22 protein-coding genes and 1 pseudogene are annotated in these 20,665 nt (G+C 61.9%); 13 read left to right on the top strand and 10 right to left on the bottom strand.

Going from position 1 to position 20,665, the window contains the following annotated elements:
* Nucleotides 1-5: 5 nt before the first annotated feature.
* From HMPREF3104_RS08605 to HMPREF3104_RS08580, 6 genes are all read left to right on the top strand, one after another.
* Nucleotides 6-383, top strand: coding sequence for a F0F1 ATP synthase subunit epsilon (locus HMPREF3104_RS08605; protein ID WP_052204663.1), 378 nt, complete (start codon nt 6-8; stop codon nt 381-383).
* 109 nt (nt 384-492) lie between these two features.
* Nucleotides 493-951: a DUF2550 domain-containing protein gene (locus tag HMPREF3104_RS08600; RefSeq protein ID WP_052204660.1), complete on the top strand. Its 459-nt coding sequence runs from the start codon at nt 493-495 to the stop codon at nt 949-951.
* 10 nt (nt 952-961) lie between these two features.
* Nucleotides 962-1,654, top strand: coding sequence for an endonuclease NucS (nucS, locus tag HMPREF3104_RS08595; protein WP_070495189.1), 693 nt, complete (start codon nt 962-964; stop codon nt 1,652-1,654).
* Nucleotides 1,655-1,936 carry a hypothetical protein gene (locus HMPREF3104_RS08590; protein WP_052204656.1) on the top strand — a complete coding sequence of 94 codons (282 nt, stop codon included), beginning with the start codon at nt 1,655-1,657 and terminating at the stop codon, nt 1,934-1,936.
* 10 nt (nt 1,937-1,946) lie between these two features.
* Complete coding sequence (locus tag HMPREF3104_RS08585) at nt 1,947-2,249, top strand: thiamine-binding protein (RefSeq protein ID WP_052204654.1); 303 nt, start codon at nt 1,947-1,949, stop codon at nt 2,247-2,249.
* Nucleotides 2,250-2,252: 3 nt separating this feature from the next.
* Nucleotides 2,253-3,128: a tetratricopeptide repeat protein gene (locus HMPREF3104_RS08580; RefSeq protein ID WP_070495188.1), complete on the top strand. Its 876-nt coding sequence runs from the start codon at nt 2,253-2,255 to the stop codon at nt 3,126-3,128.
* Nucleotides 3,129-3,162: 34 nt separating this feature from the next.
* Here HMPREF3104_RS08580 and glgB read toward each other — a convergent pair whose 3' ends face one another.
* Together glgB and HMPREF3104_RS08570 are read right to left on the bottom strand one after the other, a co-directional pair.
* Nucleotides 3,163-5,349: a 1,4-alpha-glucan branching protein GlgB gene (glgB, locus tag HMPREF3104_RS08575; protein WP_070495187.1), complete on the bottom strand. Its 2,187-nt coding sequence runs from the start codon at nt 5,347-5,349 to the stop codon at nt 3,163-3,165.
* Nucleotides 5,350-5,365: 16 nt separating this feature from the next.
* Complete coding sequence (locus HMPREF3104_RS08570; RefSeq protein WP_070495186.1) at nt 5,366-7,342, bottom strand: maltotransferase domain-containing protein; 1,977 nt, start codon at nt 7,340-7,342, stop codon at nt 5,366-5,368.
* Between the two features lie 75 nt (nt 7,343-7,417).
* Between HMPREF3104_RS08570 and HMPREF3104_RS08565 the strand changes: the two genes are divergently transcribed.
* The 5 genes from HMPREF3104_RS08565 (at nt 7,418) to HMPREF3104_RS08545 (ending at nt 12,471) form a co-directional block, all read left to right on the top strand.
* The gene (locus HMPREF3104_RS08565; protein ID WP_232305783.1) at nt 7,418-8,248 is read left to right on the top strand and encodes an ABC transporter ATP-binding protein; all 831 of its coding nucleotides are present in this window, start codon (nt 7,418-7,420) and stop codon (nt 8,246-8,248) included.
* Nucleotides 8,248-9,111, top strand: coding sequence for an NUDIX hydrolase (locus HMPREF3104_RS08560; RefSeq protein ID WP_052204645.1), 864 nt, complete (start codon nt 8,248-8,250; stop codon nt 9,109-9,111). Before HMPREF3104_RS08565 ends, HMPREF3104_RS08560 begins: the two co-directional genes overlap by 1 nt.
* On the top strand, nt 9,108-10,244 hold the full coding sequence (locus HMPREF3104_RS08555; protein WP_070495185.1) for a THUMP-like domain-containing protein: 1,137 nt from the start codon (nt 9,108-9,110) through the stop codon (nt 10,242-10,244). Before HMPREF3104_RS08560 ends, HMPREF3104_RS08555 begins: the two co-directional genes overlap by 4 nt.
* A 30-nt stretch (nt 10,245-10,274) precedes the next feature.
* Complete coding sequence (locus tag HMPREF3104_RS08550) at nt 10,275-11,387, top strand: cysteine desulfurase family protein (protein ID WP_070495184.1); 1,113 nt, start codon at nt 10,275-10,277, stop codon at nt 11,385-11,387.
* 67 nt (nt 11,388-11,454) lie between these two features.
* A complete protein-coding gene (locus tag HMPREF3104_RS08545; protein WP_052204638.1) occupies nt 11,455-12,471 on the top strand; it encodes a glycoside hydrolase family 25 protein in 1,017 nt (338 codons plus the stop codon).
* On the opposite strand, the gene HMPREF3104_RS08540 is transcribed toward HMPREF3104_RS08545, so the two are convergent.
* The 8 genes from HMPREF3104_RS08540 to HMPREF3104_RS08505 form a co-directional block, all read right to left on the bottom strand.
* On the bottom strand, nt 12,472-13,281 hold the full coding sequence (locus HMPREF3104_RS08540) for a spermidine synthase (RefSeq protein WP_070495183.1): 810 nt from the start codon (nt 13,279-13,281) through the stop codon (nt 12,472-12,474).
* Nucleotides 13,282-13,317: 36 nt separating this feature from the next.
* Nucleotides 13,318-14,067, bottom strand: a complete 750-nt coding sequence (locus tag HMPREF3104_RS08535; RefSeq protein ID WP_070495182.1) for an ABC transporter permease — start codon at nt 14,065-14,067, stop codon at nt 13,318-13,320.
* 3 nt (nt 14,068-14,070) lie between these two features.
* Nucleotides 14,071-14,817 carry an ABC transporter permease gene (locus tag HMPREF3104_RS08530; protein ID WP_070495181.1) on the bottom strand — a complete coding sequence of 249 codons (747 nt, stop codon included), beginning with the start codon at nt 14,815-14,817 and terminating at the stop codon, nt 14,071-14,073.
* Entirely contained in the window at nt 14,814-15,728 is a 915-nt protein-coding gene (locus HMPREF3104_RS08525; RefSeq protein ID WP_070495180.1) for an ABC transporter ATP-binding protein, read from the bottom strand. Before HMPREF3104_RS08525 ends, HMPREF3104_RS08530 begins: the two co-directional genes overlap by 4 nt.
* A gap of 81 nt (nt 15,729-15,809) precedes the next feature.
* Complete coding sequence (locus HMPREF3104_RS08520) at nt 15,810-16,490, bottom strand: response regulator (protein ID WP_070495179.1); 681 nt, start codon at nt 16,488-16,490, stop codon at nt 15,810-15,812.
* Complete coding sequence (locus tag HMPREF3104_RS08515) at nt 16,487-17,599, bottom strand: sensor histidine kinase (protein WP_070495178.1); 1,113 nt, start codon at nt 17,597-17,599, stop codon at nt 16,487-16,489. Before HMPREF3104_RS08515 ends, HMPREF3104_RS08520 begins: the two co-directional genes overlap by 4 nt.
* Nucleotides 17,600-17,654: 55 nt before the next feature.
* Nucleotides 17,655-17,969: a metal-sensitive transcriptional regulator gene (locus HMPREF3104_RS08510; protein WP_052206377.1), complete on the bottom strand. Its 315-nt coding sequence runs from the start codon at nt 17,967-17,969 to the stop codon at nt 17,655-17,657.
* A 34-nt stretch (nt 17,970-18,003) separates the two neighbouring features.
* Entirely contained in the window at nt 18,004-19,950 is a 1,947-nt protein-coding gene (locus HMPREF3104_RS08505; protein ID WP_371441052.1) for a heavy metal translocating P-type ATPase, read from the bottom strand.
* Here HMPREF3104_RS08505 and HMPREF3104_RS12955 point away from each other — a divergent pair.
* Together HMPREF3104_RS12955 and HMPREF3104_RS12115 are read left to right on the top strand one after the other, a co-directional pair.
* Nucleotides 19,900-20,331 (top strand): hypothetical protein, encoded by a 432-nt coding sequence (locus HMPREF3104_RS12955; protein WP_371441051.1) that lies wholly within the window; start codon nt 19,900-19,902, stop codon nt 20,329-20,331. The genes HMPREF3104_RS08505 and HMPREF3104_RS12955 overlap by 51 nt on opposite strands.
* Nucleotides 20,319-20,522: pseudogene (locus HMPREF3104_RS12115) on the top strand (tRNA 2-thiouridine(34) synthase MnmA); the annotation flags it as partial. The gene HMPREF3104_RS12955 and the pseudogene HMPREF3104_RS12115, both read left to right, overlap by 13 nt.
* Between the last annotated feature and the right edge of the window lie 143 nt (nt 20,523-20,665).

Genomic DNA, 20,665 nt, shown 5'->3' with positions numbered 1-20,665 from the left:
AGATCATGGCTGAACTTACCGCGCAATTGGTCTCTGTTGACCGCTTGCTCTGGAAGGGGCAGGCAAAGATTGTCACTGCGCAGACCACCGAAGGTGAGATCGGCATCCTGCCCGGTCACGAGCCACTGTTGGGCCAGCTTAAGGACAACGGTGTTGTGACCATCCAGCCGGTGGATGATGAGCGTATCGTGGCGGCCGTACAGGGCGGGTTCCTGTCGGTCCAGGGCGATAAGGTCACCATCCTCGCGGATTACGCGATCTTCGCCGGCGAGGTCGACTCCGCTGCTGCGGAGAGCGGCCTGCATGATGAAGACGAGCTGACCAAGGCCCGCTCCGAAGCGGAGCTGGCCGCGGTCCGCCGCGCGTCCAACATCAATAGGTAGGCGCTTACCTCCTTTGGACACCCCCTGTCGGAAACGGCAGGGGGTGTTTGCCTATCTTCACCCCGCCAACGGCGCTAGGATATTGCGAAACAGGAAAGGCGTGATGTGCATGGAGATCCTCGCCGCTATTGTGCTGCTAGTCATCGCACTTGTCGTGGTAGCTGCGGTGTGGCGCTTCACTATGTTCCGTAACAGTGGTGTCCAAGGCCTGATCCGTCTCTTGCCTGCTGAAGGCTCGCACGGATGGCGTCACGGGGTGCTTCGATACTCGGGTGATGAGGCGCGTTTTTACAAGCTGCGCTCACTGTCCTTTAACTACGATTTGGCGTTTGATCGCCGGGATATGACGTTTAACGGTATCCGGAAGCTCACAGATGAAGAGCGGGACTTCATGCCTGAGGTAGATACCGCGCTTGAGCTGACCGGTCCGATGGGGGATTTTGAGTTTGCGGGCGAGCGTCACGCGGAGATGGCGTTGATCTCGTGGGTGGAATCTGCGCCGGATGTTCGGGCGCAGCGGGGGGATATGAATGAGCTCGCTGAGAGGGCGAACAGGGGGCGTCGATAAGCTGGAGCCCATGCGTTTAATTATCGCTCGATGCTCTGTTGACTATGTTGGCCGCCTGGATGCGCATTTGCCCATGGCAACCAGGCTGATTTTGATCAAGGCTGACGGGTCTGTGTCCGTCCATGCGGATGACCGTGCGTACAAGCCGCTGAACTGGATGATGCCGCCATGCACGCTGAAGGAAGAGGCGGTGGTGGACATCGATGGGGAGGACACCGGCGAGCAGCTCTGGATTGTGGAAGGCAAGAAGGGCGAGCAGCTGCGCATCACCATTGAAGAGATTATTGCTGACAACTCGTATGAGCTTGGGGAGGACCCCGGTCTGGTCAAAGACGGCGTTGAGGCACACCTGCAGGAGCTTTTGGCCGAGCACATCACCACGTTGGGTTCGGGGTATTCGCTTGTGCGTCGAGAATATCCAACGGCGATTGGTCCCGTGGACATTCTCGCACGAGACTCCGGCGGCGGGACAGTGGCGGTAGAGGTCAAACGCCGCGGCGGCATTGACGGTGTAGAGCAGTTAACCCGCTACGTGGAGCTGCTCAACCGCGACGAGCTGCTCGCACCTGTCCAGGGCGTATTTGCCGCCCAGGAGATCAAGCCGCAGGCACGCACCCTGGCGGAAGACCGCGGCATTCGCTGCGTCACGCTTGATTACGGTGAGCTGCGCGGCATTGAGTCCAACGAGTTGCGGCTGTTTTAAATGCCACGCAGAAACCGTAGAGCGAACATCACGCCGTCATACGTGTTGCCGCGTGACGGCTCCACGTTCATTGGCACCCAGGAAGTAGAAGGACCATACGGGGAAACCTACTGCGTGCGCCAGATCGGTGCGGCCGCTGCCACGAAGTACTACGTGTGCCCGGGTTGCAACCAGAACATCCCGCCGGGGGTGCGGCATGTGGTGGCGTGGCCGAAGGATGCAGGCCGCGGCGTAGATGACCGCAGGCACTGGCATAAACACTGCTGGGAGCGACGGCGTTAGACTGGGCCGCATGATTGCAGCGTTTTCTGTCGCGCCAACGGTAACCAATAACGCCACTGCCGCAATGTCTGAAGCGGTAGCCCGGGCCGTGCAGGTTGTGCGCGACTCTGGTTTGCCGCATGAGACAACCGCGATGTTTACCACCATTGAGGGCGAGTGGGACGAGGTCATGGATGTGATCAAGCGCGCCACGGCTGCGGTGGAGGAGGTCTCTCCGCGCGTGTCGCTGGTGATCAAGGCGGATATTCGTCCTGGCTACACTGACATGCTGCATCAAAAGATGAATTCCCTGAACAAGCACTTGGAGGCATAAACGATGACCCAGCCACAGTTCACCGGTGGGGCAGTCGACCTGGCTGCGCTGGCCCAGCAGGCCGAGGCCCGCAAGGAGCTTGCGGAGTCCACGTTCGAGCCGTTTATTGAGGTCACCGAGCGCGACGTTGAGGCCAAGGCATTTGAGCGTTCCACCCAGATCCCTGTGGTGCTGATGGTGGGCACGGCCCGCTCGCCGGAGTCTGAGCAGCTGAAGGCAACGCTTGCATCGTTGGCCGCTGGCCAGCGGGAGTTCCTTGTTGCTTACGTGAATGCGGATGCGCACCCGCAGCTTGCCCAGGCGCTGGGCGTGCGCGCGTTGCCAACGGTGGTAGCACTTGCCGCGGGCCGACCCGTGACCAACTTTGAGGGCAACCAGCCTGCCGAACAGCTCACGCAGTGGCTGCAGGCGCTGGTGCAGAACATCGGCCCGCAGCTCAGTGGTTTGGCAGATGAGTCGGATGCAGGGGAGCCGGAGGCCGATCCGCGCCTGGCCCAGGCAGAGGCTGCCGTGCAGGCAGGCGATTACGATGCGGCGATTGCCGTCTATGACGAGATGTTAGCCCAGGACCCAGCGAACGCCGAGGTCAAGCAGGCGAAGGCCACGGTGGCAGTGCTGAAGCGTTTCAATCCGCAGGCGCGCACGAGTGACCCGATCGCGGACGCCGCCGCGGACCCCACGGACATGGCCAAGCAGCTCGATGCCGCCGATGCCGAGGTCCTTGCCGGCAACCCAGAGGCGGCGTTTGAGCGCCTGCTTGCACACGTGAAGACCTCACCCGAGGCCAAGGATCGTTTGCTGGAGCTCCTTTTGCTTTTCGACGCCAACGATCCCCTCATCAAACGCACCCGCACCAACCTCGCGAGCGCGCTTTTCTAGCGCTGGAGTTCGCCTAGCGCGAGGTTTCCGTAGGTCAGCGGCGCAGCTTGTACCACTGCGCGCTCATCGCGGGCAGGGTGAGCGCCACGGATTGATCGAAGCCGTCCCAGTTAACCGCCTCGGCGGAAACCACATCCGGGAGGTGGTTGCCGGCGCCGCCGTAGACAGCGTCATCAGTGTTGATGATGAGCTCCCACTCGCCACCCTGGGGAAGGCCAAGGCGGTAGCCCTGGTGGGTGCTGCCGCTCAAGTTGATCACGGCGACGATTGGCTGGCCGTCGGCGCCCCAGCGGGTGTAGGCGAGGAGGTTATGCGCGGCGTCGTCACTCTTGAGCCACTGGAATCCCATGGGAGTGTTGTCCTGGCTAAACAGGGCAGGGTTGTCGCGGTAGACAAAGTTCAGGTCACGCACCAGACGGTGGATGCCGCGGTGGTATTCGTGGCCCCAACCGTTATCAAGGTTGTCCCAGTTCACGGAGTGCGCTTCGTCCCACTCGGTGGTCTGGCCCCACTCGCAGCCCATGAAGAGCAGCTGCTTGCCGGGGTGCGAGAACATGTAGCCGTAGAGGGCGCGAAGGCCGGCGGCTTTGTTCCAGTCGTCGCCAGGCATGCGCTGCCACAGGGAGCCCTTGCCGTGGACCACTTCGTCGTGGCTAAACGGTAGGACGTACTTCTCGCTGAACGCGTAGACCAGAGAGAACGTCAGCTCGTTGTGGTGGTAGGAGCGGTGGACCGGGTCGAGGGAGAAGTACTCCAACGTGTCGTTCATCCAGCCCATGTTCCACTTGCAGGAAAAGCCGAGGCCGTCTGCGTCGGTTTGGGCGGTCACACCCGGCCACGCGGTGGATTCCTCCGCGATGGTGAGCACACCAGGGAAGTTGCGGTGCACCGTGGCGTTGGTTTCCTGCAGGAACTGGACGGCCTCCCAGTTCTCGCGGCTGCCGTCAGCATTCGGCAGCCACTCGCCGGGCTCGCGGGAGTAGTCGAGGTAAAGCATGGACGCCACAGCGTCTACACGCAGGCCATCGAGGTGAAACTCTTCGCACCAGTACAAAGCGTTGGCAACTAGGAAGTTACGCACCTCGTTGCGTCCAAAGTTGAACACGTAGGTGCCCCAGTCTTTTTGTTCGCCGCGGCGCCAGTCGGGGTGTTCGTAGAGAGCTGTGCCGTCGAAACGCGCAAGCGCCCACGCATCCTTGGGGAAGTGGGCCGGTACCCAGTCCACAATCACGCCGATGCCGTTGGCGTGCAGTGTGTCTACCAGGGCGCGGAACTCATCCGGGGTGCCCCAGCGTGCAGTCGGTGCGTAGTAGCCGGTGACCTGATACCCCCAGGAGCCACCGAAGGGGTGCTCCGCAACGGGCAGAAACTCCACGTGCGTAAAGCCGTTGTCTACAAGGTAGGGCACGAGCTCTTCGCGCATGGTGGTGAAGTTCGCGCCCTCCTTCCAGGAGCCGATGTGGCATTCGTAGATGCTCATGGCGGCATTGGTGGCGTCGACGCCGGCGCGTGCCTGCATCCACTCCTCGTCGCTCCACTCAAAGGTGCTTGGCGCGGCGACTACGGAGACCGTCTCTGGTGGGCACAGCGTCTGCTTGGCCATTGGGTCGGCTTTGTCAATACGTGTGCCGTCGGCAGTGTGAATAGCAAACTTGTACTGTGTGCCAGGCTCAATGCCGGGGATGAAGATCTCCCACACACCCGTAGAGCCCAGAGAGCGCATCGGGTACTGGCTGGGGTTCCACCCGCAGAAATCACCGATGACGGCCACGCCCTTGGCGTTTGGGGCCCAGACGGCAAAGGAGGTGCCGGTGACCTCTCCAAGGGAGGTGGTGTAGCTGCGCACGTTGGCGCCGAGGACCTCCCACAGACGCTCGTGGCGGCCTTCTGAGATCAGGTGCTGGTCCAGCTCACCAAGCGTGGGCAGGAAGTGATACGGATCCGCGACGATCTTCGGTTCCAACCCTGGGTAGGTGATGCGGAAGCGGTAGTCGGGCGACAGGTCGTCTTCCAACGGGGCGACCCAGAAGTCATCTCCAACGGCTTCCATTTCCAAAGCATCGCCGTGGACAAGTAGTTCTACGCGTTCCGCGCCGATCTGGCGAGTGCGCACGATGGAGGCGTCACCGAGTGGGTGCCACCCGTAGATGTCGTGTGGTGCGTGGTGGGTGCAGCTCAGGAGCCGGCCATAGTCGGCCTGGTCGATTGCAACGTTGTTCATGTGGGCTCCTTAGAAGTTACGGACGGTAGTCGTGGTCAGATATGCGACGATACGCGGTACTCGGCCTGCGTTCAGATGAAATATTTGGCAGCACGAAGATATGCGCAACATTTTGCTGCGGGGCAAGGCGCACGTAGTTTTCTGCACCCCAGGTATACGTTGCGCCGGTGATCTGGTCGGTGACCTCGAAAGACTCACCAGGGTTGATGCCGATCTCTGAAAGGTTGAGACGCAGTATGCCGTCCTGGGTGTAGTAGGGATCCAGGTTGACCACTACTAGCACCGCGTTGCCGGTGATCGCATCCACCTTTGAGTACGCGATGAGCTGGTCATTAGAGATGTCGTGGAAGTGCAGGTTGCGCAGCTGCTGCAGCGCCGGGTTTTCACGGCGGATGCGGTTGAGCATGGTGATGTAGGGCTCAAGTGATTCGCCGCGGGCAAGTGCCGCCTCAAAATCGCGGGGGCGCAGCTGGTACTTCTCGCTATCCAAGTATTCTTCACTGCCCTCATGGACCGGCTCGTGCTCGTAGAGCTCATAGCCGGAGTACACGCCCCACAGCGGGCTCATCGTTGCGGCCAAAGTAGCGCGAAGCGCGAACATTGCCGGGCCACCCTTTTGCAGGGATTCGTGCAAAATGTCCGGCGTGTTCACAAAGAGGTTGGGGCGGGAGATATCCGCAACGTCGATAAGCAACTGCCCAAAATCGGTCAGATCAGCCTTGCTGGTCTTCCATGTGAAGTGGGTGTAGGACTGGCTAAACCCAGCCTTGGACAGCCCGTACATGCGCGGCGGGCGGGTAAAGGCTTCCGCCAGGAAGATGACATCCGGGTCCGTTTCGTGGACCTTGGAAATCAGCCAGTGCCAGAAGTTCACCGGCTTGGTGTGCGGGTTATCCACGCGGAAGGTGGTAATGCCCAGGTTGACCCAGTACATGACTACGCGGTAGATCTCCGCGTAAATCTTCTCCGGGTCATTATCAAAGTTGATGGGGTAGATGTCCTGGTACTTCTTCGGTGGGTTCTCCGCGTACGCAATCGTGCCGTCCGCCAGCACTGTGAAAAACTCCGGGTGGTCTTTGGCCCACGGGTGATCGGGTGCGGCCTGCAGTGCCAGGTCCAGGGCGATTTCCAGGCCGAGCTCGTCGGCGTGGTCCATCATGTCCAGGAATTCCTCTTCGCCGCCAAGCTCCGGATGGAAGGTGTCGTGGCCGCCTGCGGCAGATCCAATTGCCCACGGGGAGCCAACGTCGCCCGGCTCCGGGGTCAGGGTGTTGTTGCGGCCTTTACGGTTGACTTCACCGATCGGGTGAATTGGTGGGAAGTACACGGTGTCAAAGCCCATTGCGGCAACACGGTCGAGTGCCTTGGCGGTTGTTGCCCAGGTGCCGTGCACCGGGTTGCCCTTGGCATCCACCCCGCCGGTGGAGCGCGGGAACAGCTCGTACCAGGAGTTCACCAATGCTTCACGACGCTCAACGTACACATCACAAATAGGTCCATGCGAGAGCAGCTCACGCAGTGGTTCTACCTCGGCGTGTACAGCCTCGTTGACACGGTCGGCGAGTGGCACCGTGTCGTCCACAAGCAGCGTGCTCAAACGCTTCTTACCTGCAGCCTTAAACAGAGCTGCACCGTGGGCGAGGTCATTGGCCATCTCCTCGGCGGTTTGGCCGGCGGCAAGCTTCTTGGAGGCGGCGTTGCGCCAGGTGGCAAGCACGTCGCTCCATGCGTCGACCCGGAAGCGCCACAAACCCTGCTCATCCGGAACGAAGACTGCGTGCACGTAGTCCGGGCGATATGCCTCGGGCTGCATGGCAATGGCGTACTCTGCCCCGCTGGGGGAGGTCACTTGCAGTGTGGCGCCGACTGCATCGTGGCCTTCGCGCCACACCAGCGCGGAGACGGGAACAACTTCGCCGACTACCGCTTTCGCGGGCAGGGTGCGGCCGGAGACTTGGGGGCGGACGTCATCTATTCCAAAGCGAGCAACCATACTTTTCAAGCGTAGTCGCCACGCAGCGTTTCGACTTCCCACACTTGGAGCGAATTTTAGTCCACAATAGGAGGGGTGAATCAGACAACGGATCCTGACCTGCTTATAGATTTCCGCGATGTGACGTTTGTGCGCGGCGGCAATACCCTTGTCGGCCCTGTGGATTGGCAGGTTGAGCTGGACGAACGCTGGGTGATTATCGGCCCCAACGGCGCTGGCAAGACCACGCTGATCCGGATGGCATCGGCACAAGAGTTCCCGTCTTCCGGCACCGCCTTTGTGTTGGGTGAGCAGCTGGGCAAGACCGACATGCGTGACCTGCGCGCCGCGATCGGCCTGACGTCTTCGGCTATTGCCAAGCGCGTACCGGATCAGGAGAAGGTGGGGGATCTGGTTGTTTCCGCAGGCTACGCCATTATGGGGCGTTGGCGTGAGGAATATGACGAGCAGGACTATGACCAGGCTGTGGAGGTGCTTGAGCAGGTTGGCGCCATGCACCTGATTGATCGCACCTGGGGCACGTTGTCTGACGGTGAGAAGAAGCGTGTGTTGATCGCGCGCGCCGTGATGACTAACCCGGAGCTTTTGATCATGGACGAGCCAGCGGCCGGCATGGACTTGGGTGGCCGCGAGGATCTGATTGCGTACCTGGGGGATCTGGCGCTTGACCCGGACGCCCCGGCGATTGTGATGATCACCCACCACCTTGAGGAGATCCCGTATGGGTTTACTCACGCCATGCTGTTGGATGAGGGCGATGTGGTGGCACAGGGCCTCATTGAGGACGTGTTGACCAGTGAGAACGTGACCAAGGCGTACCACCAGCCGATTGAGGTTACGTATGAGGATGGCCGTTTTGCTGCGCGCCGTGCACGCAAGGCCAGGGGTGGGGCGCACCGCAAGTGATGGATAAGGCGCGCACGACTGGTGCCGTGTCGGCGGATAAAGGTGACGCAATTGATGTCACTGACACCACCGGCTACGGCGGCGCGCGCCTGTCTGCAACCGTGATCTTGCTGCGCGATGACGCTGACGGGATGAAGGTGTGGGTGCAAGAGCGCGTGCTGTCCATGCTGAACTACCCGGGGTTGACGGTGTTTCCGGGAGGCGGCGTTGACACTCGCGATTTCCCGGGGCGTTCCTGGGATGACGGTGAGCTGTGGCAGGGCCGTAGTGCCATTTCGCTCGCTCGCCAGTTGGGGGTGACTAAGTACAAGGCGCGTGCGATTCTGTTTGCGGCAGTGCGTGAGCTGTTTGAGGAGACCGGTATTTTCCTGGCCGTGGATGGCACAGGCGAGGTGCTCTCGGATGCCCGCACGTACCACGATCAGCGAATGACGCTTGAAACGCATGAGCTTTCGCTCACGGATGTGCTGCAAAAGAACAAGCTTGCGGTATGCGGTGACTTGTTGCATCCCTTTGCCCGCTGGGTGGGTAACTCTGAAAGCGGCATGTGGTTTGATACGTTCAGCTTCCTTGCCGCCAACCCCGAGGGCCAAGAGCCGGATGCTGAGACAGATGAGGCGGATGACGCGAATTGGTTCTCGCCCTCTCTGCTGATGGACGGCTGGCGCGCCGGTCTTGTCCGCTTCGCTCCACCGACGTGGATGCAGATCATGGAGCTCACCTCCTACGATTCGGTCGCGGAGATTATTGAAGCAGCCAAGCATCGCACGATTACCCCCGTTGTAGGTGACCCGGTCGATGACCCCCGGATGGAGGAGTACTTCTACCGTGCACCGCAGGATCGCATTGGTCGCAAGCTATGAGCTTTTCGCTTGACGACGTTGCGCTGCTTGCCACCAACCGCCCCCGCATCCAGGAGCTCGCAGGACAGCTTGCGCTGACGAAGAAGTCCATCTTCGCTGACCGTGCGCTGCTTGAGCGTGAGTTTGGTGAAGGTGCGCGGGCGGTGAGTGAACTCGTGGCGTCGCAACGCATGGGTGCCGGCAAGTTTCCGGGAGACTGGCTGACTGACGCCGATGCGGCGCAACAGGCCACCCCGCGGGCAGTGGCGGATGTGCGCGCCAGGCGCATTGCTGCGGCAGGCTACGGGCTGGTGCACGACGTGACATGCTCGATCGGCTCGGAAGCGCCGGCGTTTGCGGAAGCTGGCGTGCAGTGGATCGGTTCAGACCTGGATATGGTGCGCCTTGCCATGGCGCGCGAGAACCTAGGCGAGCGTGCGTGGTTGGCGCGCGCTGACGCGTTACACCCGGTGACAAGCGACGGCGTGGTTGTCGCCGACCCCGCCAGACGTGCCGACGGCCGGCGCATCACCGACCCCGCCAAACTCATGCCACCTCTGCCGGACTTGGTGGACGCCTACCGAGGCAGACCGCTAGCCGTGAAATGCGCACCCGGCATCGACTACTCCCAATGGGAAGGCCTAGTCAGCGTGGTCTCCGTAGACGGCGGGGTAAAGGAAGCATGCCTGTACTCAGCAGACTTCGGAGGCGGCCGCGAAGCCGTCGTATTGCGTGGAGACTTCGAAGAACGCGTGACATCAGATGAACCCGATGACGTTGTCGCCGATGCTCCCGGAACCTTCATCATCGAGCCAGACGGAGCGATCGTGCGCGCCGGGCTGGTTGCTCACTGGGCAGCACGCCACGGGTTGTGGATGCTGGATGAGCACATCGCGTTTTGTGCCGGTGAGGCCATTCCGGCGGGCTACAGCGGTTTCCGTTTTGTCGAGGCAGTGCCATTGAAGAAGCTGAAAGCTGCCCTGGCTAGCCACGGCGCGGGTTCGGTGGAGATCCTGGTGCGCGGCGTGGACGTTGACCCAGACCAGCTGCGTGGCAAGTTGAAGCTGCGGGGCAAGACGCAGATGGCTGTGGTCATCGCCAGGATTGGGGACGCCGCGGTGGCTCATATCTGCACCGCACGCGAAACCGCGTAAGTGAGGGCAGGGCGCGTAAGTTAGAGCCCTATGACGTATCTTGACCACGCGGCAACTACTCCTATGCGTGCATGTGCCATCGAAGCGCTTGCGAAACATGCGGGTGCGGTGAACCCGGCAAGCCAATACGCGTCTGGTCGCAGGGCGAATGCGGTGTTGCAGGAGGCACGCGAGCAGATCGCACAGCTGCTCGGGGCGGACCCGGTGGAAGTCATCTTCACCGGCTCGGGTACAGAAGCCGACAACATTGCGGTGCGCGGGCTGTACGCGGCAAGTGAGCTAGACCGTGTGGTGGCCAGCACGATCGAGCACCCCGCGGTACTGGAGAGTGTGCACGCTCTTGAGCGTACGGGTGCGAAGGTGGACTGGCTTAGCGTGGGCCGCGACGGTCACGTTACTGATCTTTCCGCCCTGGATACGCCCGCGGCAGTAGCCACGTTGATGTGGGCTAATAACGAAACGGGTGCGGTGCAGCCGGTTGAGGAAGCGGCGCGTCGCGCACAGGTAGCTGGCACGCCGTTGCATGTAGACGCGGTGCAGGCAGTGGGGCGTATTCCGGTTGATTTCCATGCGCTTGGTGCCACCACGCTTGCCGCAAGTGCCCACAAGTTTGGCGGTCCGCGCGGCACTGGGTTGTTGTTGGCTCAGCGTTCGCCGGCGCCGCAGCCGGTGATCGTCGGCGGCGGCCAGGAGCGAGGCATCCGATCCGGCACGGTGGATGTGGCCTCGGCGGCGGCGACGGCTGCGGCACTTGCAGAGGCGGTCGGGGAGATGGAAACAGAATCCGCGAGGGTGCGGCTGCTTCGCGACGATCTGGCGCACTATATCCTCGCCACCATCCCGGATGCCGTGATGACGACGCAGGAGCCTGCATTGCCGGGACACGCGCACTTCATGTTCCCGGGTGCGAATGCAGATGCCATGATCATGCTGCTTGACCAGCAAGGTGTTGAGGTTTCTGCGGGTTCGGCGTGTTCTGCAGGCGTGATCCGCCTAAGCGGTGTGCTGGAGGCCATGGGCATTGGTCAGGAAGAGGGCATGGGCGCGCTGCGCATCACGCTTGGCAGGACCACACCTGCCGCGGATATTGAGACCATCAAGGCGCTGCTGCCGGACGTGGTGGAGCGCGCACGACTGGTGTAACAGGCGCGTCGAACGTAACCCGTGTTGTACGTGTGACTGGTGTGGCTAGTGTGATAAAGTCGCGCGCATGCGTCGACTAGTTGCTGCCTTAACCGCTGCCGCCCTGACTTTTGCACCCCTGCCTGCGATTGCCCAGTCTTTTCCTGGGCTGATCTCTGGCGTTGACGTTGCTGGGCACCAGCGACCGGGCGGCCAGGCAATTGACTGGAAGCAGGTTTCCGGCCCAGGCATGCAGCAGTTCGCCTTTGTAAAGGCCACTGAAGGCTCCGACTGGAAGAACACCTTCTACGACGAGGATGCTCGCGCCGCAGCCGATGCAGGTATGCGCGTTGGCGCCTACCACTACGCGCGCCCGGCTGGCGATGCGCTGGCACAAGCCCGCTACTTCGCCTCCGTGATCAACGAAGGCCCTGCAACCCAGTTGCCGCCGGTGCTTGACCTTGAGGTGGCTGAAGGCAAAAGCGCGCTGCAGCTGACCGCATGGACGCAGCTCTTCCTCGGCGAGGTGCAACGCCTGACCGGCAAGACGCCCATGATCTACACGTACCGCTACTTCTGGTACGAGCACATGGACAACACCAACGCCTTTACCAACTACCCGCTGTGGCTGGCTGCGTACCAGAACCGTCCGCCGCGCCCGGTGGGTGGCTGGGACAAGTTGAGTTTTTGGCAGCGCAGTGAATCCGGCCGTGTGCTGGGTATTTCCACGCCAGTGGACATGAACCTGTACAACGGCAACACTGGCCAGTTCCACCAGTTTGCGGCTGGCAACACGCGCGCAGGCGGCGGCGTGCTGGAACGTTTCCAGGTCGCAGAATCTGGTGAGCTCAAGGTGCTGGAGCAAGACAACACTGCGCTGGTGTTGGCGATTCTGGCACTTGCTGCAGGCGCCGTCGGCCTGGGTGAGCTGACGAAGGCCGTCGACCTCGCTGGCTTTAGTGATGCCGATGCCCGCAATATCGCCAACTTGGTACAGCGCCTGGCAACCACAGGCGAGCTGCCGGTAGAGGATCTTAAGAACATGGTTGCTGGCCGCTACCAGATCGGTGACCTGCTGATTCTTCTGGACAACGCAGCGAAGTAACTACTCGGCGGGGGCAGTAGGGGAGTCGTGGCGCGGCGTCGTTGCCAAGGCACGGCACCACGCCTCACCCTTGAACTGGGCGGGCACCGCACCCATGAGCAGGTTGCGGTTAAGCTGCGGGCTTGCCTCAATCGGCTGGTTAGCGCCAATGAGCACAATGTTGCCGTAGCGCCTGCCTTTCAGCATCGGAGGATCCGCAATCGCCGCCACATGCGGGAACACCTCGCACATGCCCGCTAGCTCCTCCTTGGCCTCCTTGAGGTCTGCATGCGAGCCACAGTTGGCAACATAAAGGCCGCTGTTGCTTGTCGACGCCCTGACGTTTTCATAAAACTCCACCGTCGTCAGACTGCGCGGGGTGGTGGCGGACGAGAACACGTCACGGATAATCACGTCGCGGGTTTCTGGCTTGAACGTGTCGGTGACTTCGCGAGCGTCCCCAACACGGATCTTCACCGCCGGCGCACGCGGGATGTCGAACAGCTCACGGGCCAGGATCGCTAGCTCAGCGTCGATCTCCACAACCGTGTTGCGTGAGCCTTTCCATTTGCTGGCGAAGTAGCGCGGCATGGTGCAGGCCGCGCCGCCGAGGTGAGTCAGGCGTGCCTTCGGCTTGTCTGCATCCGGGTAGGCGCTATCTAAAAAGTCTGCGATCCAGCGCATGTACTCAAAATCCAGGCGCTCCGGATCACCTGGGACGATGTGCGAGCTTGGCACGCCGTTGACCAGCAGCACCATGGAGCCGTCTGGCTCGTGCAAAACCTCGGCGATGCCGGTATCGATCTCATGAAACTCGCTTTTTGTAGCCATGGCTGGTCAGCGTACCCGTCGGCCTGCGCCCGTCGACTAGAGGCGTGCGTCCGTGCCCCGCAGGTAGGCTACAGCGGCAGCCCATCCGGCTACAGTCAGCGCCGCGGAAGCCACGAGGACGCTCACGATGGTCGCAGCATCGAGTGCCCCCGCCGCAGCGACAGCGGAACTGCCCAACCACAGCGTTTGCGACAACAACGCGGGAGCCACAATGAACCGCACACCAGGTACTCCGGCGGCGAGCGCACCGAATGATACGAGACTTGCTACTACCGCAAGACTGATGGGAGCGGCAAAGCTACGGATGATCATGGATAACAGTGACTGCCAAGAGGCCACAGCGACGGCCGGGGCTAGAGCCAATAATGCTGCGACGAGGAGTTCGCCTGGCACTGCACCAGGAATTTGCAACGCCCAACCAACTGCAAGCGTCAGACCGATGAGGATCGCGTGCATCGCCGTGACAGCGACCGTGATCGCGGCGATTTTTGAGGCCACCAGGGCGCCCACCGATCGCGTCGATGTCAGCATGGTGAGCCAGTTGTGCCCGCGATGCTCGACTCGCCAGGCTGCTGCGGCGAGGATCGCGATGCCAGCAGTACAGAACAACAACCCATAGAACAGCATGACCTGGGAGAAGTAGCTACCCCAACCAGCGGTCAGGGTGCCGGTGTTCGCGGTGTAGTTGCCCGCGCCGATCGCAACTGCGGTTATGGGGACGAGGAGGGCAACCGTCCAGACGTGGGAGCGTCGGAGCTTGAGCAGATCGTTTCGGATCAGATCCATGGTCTAGATCTCCTTTCGGTCTAGGGCCTTGGTGCCAGCGACAAAGGCTGCCGCCGCAAGGACGAGGTAGCCGGCCCATAGCAACCAGCTGGGCTGCGTCGGAGTGACCCCGGTCTCGGTGAAGCCGAACGGAAGGATCACAGCGAAATACCCAAAAGGGTTGATCGCGGCCAGCCACGGAGGAGAGAGCAACGATGCGATGCCGAGGAACCCGCCGACGACACCGACTGCGAGCACCACAAGTTGGGATTCAACGAGCGCGGCCAGCAGCAGCATCACCGCAAGGAGTGCAAGCGTGGTGCCCGCGACGCTGAGGCCGAAGCGCAGCCATATCTCCGACATGTCTTCGCGCGGTGCGGGTGCGCCCATCGCGACGGGCAGCGCTATGGCCCCAGCGAACTCAATGCTCTTTGCGACGACAACTACCACCGTCGCAACACCTAACTTTCGAAGAAGCAGCGCTCCGGGTCGAGTTCCTGCGATGGCGTTGAGCCGCCACCCGCCGCTGATGTGCTCTGTATCCACGATGCGGCTGGCCACCAGTGATACCTGCAACGGAGAGAGAAACGCGAGCGCCATGGCGAACCCGATGAGATGTCCCGCCCATGCGGTATCTGGATTGGTTTGGAATGCGACAGCGGTGTCGCCTGCGAAGAGACTCATGTTTGCGAATAGGACAATGCCAACCGTCATCAGCAGACTCAGCCACACGATTTTGGTGCGTCTGAGTTTGGCAAACTCCACCATCATGCGTCTGCCACCTCCTCGCCAGTCAGACCGATAAAGATGTCTTCAAGGCTGCGTCGCTTACGCAGTACCTGATGCAAGGGCACGCCGTGTGCCACTAGGAGGGCGATGGTGTCGGCGACGTGGGCGTCGTCAAGACCGGCAAGCTCCACACCCCCTGCTACTCGAACAGGGTGGAGTCCCTTCAGCACTTCGGCGGCGCTAGCAGCGTCAGGCGTCTGGATGAACACATCCGGCAGTTGCGCGCTGTAAAGCTCCTCTTGCGATCCCTGGAAAACGAGCCGACCGTGGTTGATAATGGTCAAGTCAGTCGCCATCTTTTCAATCTCAGACAACAGGTGGCTCGACACTAGGACCGTTCGGCCCTGATCGCGGGCGAGGCTGATGATCAGTTCGCGGATCTCCTCGATGCCTGCGGGGTCGAGGCCGTTAGTGGGTTCGTCCAGAATGAGCAACTGTGGGTCGCGAGCAAGTGCCATCGCAATCCCCAGGCGCTGCTTCATGCCGAGCGAATAGTTTTTCACCAACTTGTCCATCTGGCCGTCGAGCCGCACCAGCGACACCGCGCGGCGTACCGCATCGGGATCGGCGCCGAGCAGACGCGTGACAATGCGCATGTTTTCACCACCGGTGAGGTGTGGGTATGCGGCCGGAGCTTCGATGAGCGAGCCAACACTCGATAACACCTGGGCGCGGTTCGCACGCGTCATGGGCTGGCCGAGCACGCTGATATCTCCGCGCGTTGGGGTGATGAGGCCGAGCAGCATCTTCATCGTGGTGGACTTGCCGGAGCCGTTTGGGCCGAGCAAGCCGTGGACCACGCCGGGCGCGACCTTGAGGTCCAGGTTGTGGACCACATCTGTGCGTCCGTAGGTTTTGGTCAGACCGTGGGTCTGAATGATCGGTGTTTCCATACACCCCACTTTCACGCCCGACAGGGGGTGAGCGCGTCGGCGTACGGCACGATATTTGCTGTGATACCGGGGTATGACGCTTCAGGAGTCCAACAGGTCGGTGCGCGAGACTAGCCCAGTGCGGTAGGCGAAAAGCGCTGCGTGGACCCGATCGCGCGACTGTGTCTTGGCCAGCACGCGGCCCACGTGAGTCTTCACTGTTGGCATAGAGATGAACATCCGCTCGGCGATCTCCGTGTTGGACCACCCACGCCCGATTGCCACGAGTACTTCGCGTTCGCGCTCGGTTAGGTCCGTAAGCGCCAGCCTGTCGGCAGGGGAGAGGGCAACTGTTTCCTCATCCGGAGCATGCAGCTTTGCTACGACCCGGTTCGTTGCCCGCGGCGAAATCACCGCATCACCGTTTGCCACGGTGCGGATGGCATCGAGCAAAGTCTCCGGTTCAGCATCCTTGAGCAGAAAACCGCTGGCACCGGCGCCAAGGCCGCCAAGCACATAGGCTTCGTCATCAAACGTGGTCAGGATGATCACCTTGGTCGCCGGATGTGTTGCTACAACCTGCCTCGTCGCAGCGATGCCGTCCAACACAGGCATCTGCACGTCCATGAGGACGATGTCCACCGCTTCATTACTGCACGCCTGAACCGCCTCCTTACCGTTGCCAGCAAGCCAACGCACCTGCATATCCTGCTGCGAGTCGATGACGCTGCGGATGCCGTGGAGGAAAAGCGCCTGGTCGTCTACGAGTCCGAGAGTGATCATGGATGAAGTGGGATCCTTGCTTCAGTAGCCCAAGTGCCGGTTGCGCCAAGGGAAGTGGTGACGTTGCCGCCGACAAGCGACGCACGCTGTTTCATCCCCTCGACACCGTGGCCCGGCTGAGACACCGCGCCGGGTGCGACGGGATTGCTTACCAAGACCTTGACGTCGTCGCCCCAGCTCACGGTTAAGTTGGCGCTGCCAGTGCCGTGTTTCATCGCGTTGGTGAGCGATTCTTGGACGATGCGCTGGACGGTTAGCGCTGTGACTGGGGCTAAATCCTTGGGTGGGGTGCCCTTGACGGTGTAGTCCACCTGAAGCCCGCCGGCGCGGCACGTGGCAACGAGCCTGTCAATGTCCAATTCCGCCAACGGTTCCACCGGACGTGGACCGGTATTGCGCAGTAACTCGACAACACCGCGCATCTGCCGAAGTGAATCTCGACCAACACTGCCAATGGTGCGCAATGCCGCGTCTTTCGCTTCTAGAGTTTCGTCACCGAAGCGTGCGCCGTCGGCCTGCGCGACGATGACAGTCAGTGAATGGGTGACAATGTCGTGAATTTCTCGGGCTAGGTGGGCACGCTGTTCTTGGGCCTCGCGTTCGAACTCCGCACGCTGGCGCGCCAGCTCTTGCTCCGCGCTCTCTTCAGCGCGGCGGCGAAGCTCACCGAAAAGTAACGCCACAGTGAGCAGAATGATGCTCCAGAAGACGTAGGGGAGTCGCTCGGCAGGCTCGAGCGCGGTGAGCGCGGGGATGACGAACGCGGTGGCTGCGGCGTCGCCAAGCAGCAGTGCACCCGTGGCGATGTCGCGGTGCGGGGCGGGCAGGTGGCGCCTGGCGATGTAGGCGGCGAACGGCGCCACGGCGATTGTGCCGACGGGGAGTGAGTTGCAGAACGCCGCGGGAATGAGCACCGCAAGTATCGCAGCGAACGTTTCCAGCGGCCAGCGCCAGCGGGTAAACGGGGCCGCAACGGCGCAGGCCAGCAGTGCGAGCCCGACGACCAACTGCCGCGAATCCGGCAGCAGCCCAACTAGGCAGGTGACCAGCATGAACGCTGCCATGCCCGCATTGCGGATCAGCACTGCGCGGGGAGTGGATAAGTTCATGACCGTCCACGCTACTTGCCGCCGCGGGCAGCCGCGTCGTACTGCGGTATGACGCTTAGGACTTCACCAGCCGCGCGATAGCTGCGGACGCCTCTTTGATCTTGTCCTCGGCTTCCTGCCCGCCTTTGATGGCATTGGCGACGCAGTGCTCCAAGTGATCGTCCAGCAAACCCAGTGCTACGCTCTTCAGCGCCGCGTTGACCGCACTGATCTGGGTGAGAATGTCAATGCAGTAGGCGTTTTCGTCGATCATGCGGTGAATACCGCGGGTCTGCCCCTCGATACGCTTGAGACGAGCGAGATAGCGGTCTTTTTCGCTGATGTAGCCGTGGTTGGCTGAGTTCCCGGAAGCGGGGGTGGGGGTGTTCATCATCGGTCTCCTGGATGGTGTGGACGGTGTTGGGTCACTTGGACCGGTTAAGTATCCGGTCGGTGCTGCTCTGTGGGGTGAGGTCGAGTCGGCGCAGCAGTTGCGCATTCAGAGCCACGACGACGGTCGAGGCCGACATCAGGATCGCACCGACGCTCATCGGCATCACGAAACCGATTGGAGCGAGGATACCGGCAGCCAGCGGCACGGACAGCAAGTTGTAACCGGCCGCCCACCAGAGGTTCTGCTTCATCTTCCGGTAGGTCTCTCGCGAGAGCTCAATGACCGAGAGCACCGATCGCGGATCAGAGCTTGCCAGGATGACCTCCGCCGAGCCGATGGCCACGTCGGTGCCCGCACCGATCGCGATACCGACATCGGCCTGGGCCAGCGCCGGTGCGTCGTTGACGCCGTCGCCGACCATGGCGACCTTGTGTCCCTCGCTCTGCAGTTCCTTGACCTTTGTGGCCTTGTCCTCCGGCCGCACACCGGCGAAGACCCGATCGATGCTCAATTCGCCCGCTACGGTGTTCGCCACGGCCTGCGCGTCGCCGGTAATCATGACGACTTGAGCACCCGATGTGTGCAGTGCATCGACGGCGTCGCGGGACTCGGGGCGGATCTCGTCGGCAAGCCGCAGCGCGCCGATCACTTCGCCGTCGGCGAGGACGTGGAGAATGATCGCGCCCTCCTTTCGCCACTCGTCTGCGATGGGGAGCTCTTCGGCGGAATGCATCTCAAGCAGGTAGGGACCACCGACCTCGATTACCTCACCGTCAACCGTTGCCTTCACGCCCACTGCTGGGGACGAAGAAAAGTCGGTGGCCTGCGGGACGGCTACGCCACGGGCCTGAGCAGCCCCGGTGATGGCGCGGGCGAGCGGGTGCTCGCTGTCTGCTTCGGCGGCCGCTGCCAGGGCAAGCACGTCTTCTTTATCACGCCCGCCGGCGGGGTCGATCGCGGTGACGGTGGGTTCGCCCTTGGTCAACGTGCCGGTCTTGTCGAACAACACAGCGTCGACTGAGCGCATCGATTCGAGCGCGAGCCGATCCTTGATCAGCACCCCGCCGCGTGCCGCGCGCTCAGTCGCGATTGAGACGACCAGCGGGATGGCAAGGCCGAGGGCGTGTGGGCAAGCGATGACGAGCACGGTGATGGTGCGTACCACGGCGTCATTTGGCATGCCGACGACGGTCCAGACCACGGCGGTCAGAATGGCGGCGCCGAGGGTGAACCAGAACAACCACGCGGCGGCCTTGTCTGCGAGGCGCTGCGCCCGCGATGACGATTCTTGCGCATCGGTGACGAGCTTTTGGATGCCGGCCAACGCGGTGTCGCTACCCGTGGCCGTGACCTCGACTCGCAGACCCGAGTCAGTCGCGATAGTGCCAGCAACCACGTGCTCTCCTTCACCGCGGCGCACTGTTTTCGACTCGCCGGTAACCATCGACTCGTCCATGCTGGCGCTGCCGTCGACGATTGTGCCGTCGGCGGGCACGGACGCTCCGGGCCGGACGATCACGATATCGCCGACCTCAAGATCCGCCGGGGAGACCTTCACAACTTCGTCGCCGTCGATCTTCTCGGCCTCGTCGGGCAGAAGAGCGGCGAGCGAATCCAGGGCCGAGGTGGTCTGGGCGAGGGAGCGCATCTCGATCCAGTGTCCCAGCAGCATGATGACCACCAGCAGCGCCAGTTCCCACCAGAAATTCAGCCCGCGGTCCAGCAAGTTCAGGCTCGCACCCCAGGAGGAGACGAAGGCGACCGTGATCGCGAGCGCAATCAGTAGCATCATGCCGGGTTTGCGGGAGCGGATCTCTGAGGCCGCCCCGGACAAGAACGGGCGACCTCCCCAGAAGTAAATGACCGTGCCCAAAAGCGGCGAGATCCACCGGGCCCATTCCGTGTCTGGCAGCTGATAGCCGATGAGATGGGCGAAAGTGCTGTTGAACCCGACGACCGGGATAGCGAGAACCAGCATGATCCAGAAGAGTCTGCGGAACTGGGCAACGTGATCACCGTGGCCTGTGTGGCCCGCGTGGCCATGGCCTCCATGTTCTCCGTGGCCCGCGTGCTCTGCGTGGTTGTGGTCGGCATGGCCTTCGTGGTTGCTGTGTTCGTGGTGACTGGCGTACCCACCGGGTCCGGTGTGGGAGTGGGTGTGCCTGTCGTTCATGGTTCTGTCCTTTCGTTGCAGTTCATAGTTGTGATCGGTTCGGCCGTGCCGGGGCCTAGCACGACGGCTGTCATCCACATTAATACCCCATGGGGGTATATGTCTAGAATGCGTCCTCATCGTTACGGCCCGACGTTTCACCTTTCGTGGGCGTGGCACTACACTGCGCTGACATGCGAGTACTAGCGGCGATGAGTGGGGGAGTCGACTCCTCGGTAGCGGCTGCGCGCCTTGTTGAGGCTGGTCACGATGTTGTCGGCGTACACCTGGCGTTGAGCAAAGATGCGCAGCAGACGCGCGAGTCTGCCCGCGGATGCTGCTCGCTCGAGGACTCTGCGGATGCGCGCCGCGTGTGCGACAAGTTGGGCATCCCGTTTATAGCTTTTCTCTAGCAGGCCCGAAAACTTTGGCAACCACCAGAAGCTGACAGTGGATACCGTAGAGCTGAAGACAGAGCTAACAAAGTGGGGGTTACTACCATTGCACGGCGAGATGATTTCCAAAAATGGATTCCAAAAAT

The sequence above is a fragment of the Corynebacterium sp. HMSC30G07 genome (genome assembly GCF_001806945.1).
Taxonomy (GTDB): Bacteria; Actinomycetota; Actinomycetes; order Mycobacteriales; family Mycobacteriaceae; genus Corynebacterium; species Corynebacterium riegelii.
Note: the sequence above shows the minus strand (reverse complement) of the source record. Positions and strands in the feature narration are given on the sequence as shown.

Bases quoted from the DNA above. Each gene is read 5' to 3' on its own strand.
- HMPREF3104_RS08555 (WP_070495185.1), top strand. From the start codon at position 9,108: ATGAGCTTTTCGCTTGACGACGTTGCGCTGCTTGCCACCAACCGCCCC.
- HMPREF3104_RS08550 (WP_070495184.1), top strand. From the start codon at position 10,275: ATGACGTATCTTGACCACGCGGCAACTACTCCTATGCGTGCATGTGCC.
- HMPREF3104_RS08525 (WP_070495180.1), bottom strand. From the start codon at position 15,728: ATGGAAACACCGATCATTCAGACCCACGGTCTGACCAAAACCTACGGA.
- HMPREF3104_RS12955 (WP_371441051.1), top strand. From the start codon at position 19,900: ATGGGCGAAAGTGCTGTTGAACCCGACGACCGGGATAGCGAGAACCAG.
- HMPREF3104_RS08590 (WP_052204656.1), top strand. From the start codon at position 1,655: ATGCCACGCAGAAACCGTAGAGCGAACATCACGCCGTCATACGTGTTG.
- HMPREF3104_RS08580 (WP_070495188.1), top strand. From the start codon at position 2,253: ATGACCCAGCCACAGTTCACCGGTGGGGCAGTCGACCTGGCTGCGCTG.
- HMPREF3104_RS08515 (WP_070495178.1), bottom strand. From the start codon at position 17,599: ATGAACTTATCCACTCCCCGCGCAGTGCTGATCCGCAATGCGGGCATG.
- HMPREF3104_RS08530 (WP_070495181.1), bottom strand. From the start codon at position 14,817: ATGATGGTGGAGTTTGCCAAACTCAGACGCACCAAAATCGTGTGGCTG.
- HMPREF3104_RS08560 (WP_052204645.1), top strand. From the start codon at position 8,248: ATGGATAAGGCGCGCACGACTGGTGCCGTGTCGGCGGATAAAGGTGAC.
- HMPREF3104_RS08585 (WP_052204654.1), top strand. From the start codon at position 1,947: ATGATTGCAGCGTTTTCTGTCGCGCCAACGGTAACCAATAACGCCACT.
- HMPREF3104_RS08505 (WP_371441052.1), bottom strand. From the start codon at position 19,950: ATGCTGGTTCTCGCTATCCCGGTCGTCGGGTTCAACAGCACTTTCGCC.
- HMPREF3104_RS08540 (WP_070495183.1), bottom strand. From the start codon at position 13,281: ATGGCTACAAAAAGCGAGTTTCATGAGATCGATACCGGCATCGCCGAG.
- HMPREF3104_RS08545 (WP_052204638.1), top strand. From the start codon at position 11,455: ATGCGTCGACTAGTTGCTGCCTTAACCGCTGCCGCCCTGACTTTTGCA.
- HMPREF3104_RS08600 (WP_052204660.1), top strand. From the start codon at position 493: ATGGAGATCCTCGCCGCTATTGTGCTGCTAGTCATCGCACTTGTCGTG.
- HMPREF3104_RS08535 (WP_070495182.1), bottom strand. From the start codon at position 14,067: ATGGATCTGATCCGAAACGATCTGCTCAAGCTCCGACGCTCCCACGTC.
- HMPREF3104_RS08605 (WP_052204663.1), top strand. From the start codon at position 6: ATGGCTGAACTTACCGCGCAATTGGTCTCTGTTGACCGCTTGCTCTGG.
- HMPREF3104_RS08570 (WP_070495186.1), bottom strand. From the start codon at position 7,342: ATGGTTGCTCGCTTTGGAATAGATGACGTCCGCCCCCAAGTCTCCGGC.
- nucS (WP_070495189.1), top strand. From the start codon at position 962: ATGCGTTTAATTATCGCTCGATGCTCTGTTGACTATGTTGGCCGCCTG.
- HMPREF3104_RS08520 (WP_070495179.1), bottom strand. From the start codon at position 16,490: ATGATCACTCTCGGACTCGTAGACGACCAGGCGCTTTTCCTCCACGGC.
- HMPREF3104_RS08510 (WP_052206377.1), bottom strand. From the start codon at position 17,969: ATGAACACCCCCACCCCCGCTTCCGGGAACTCAGCCAACCACGGCTAC.
- glgB (WP_070495187.1), bottom strand. From the start codon at position 5,349: ATGAACAACGTTGCAATCGACCAGGCCGACTATGGCCGGCTCCTGAGC.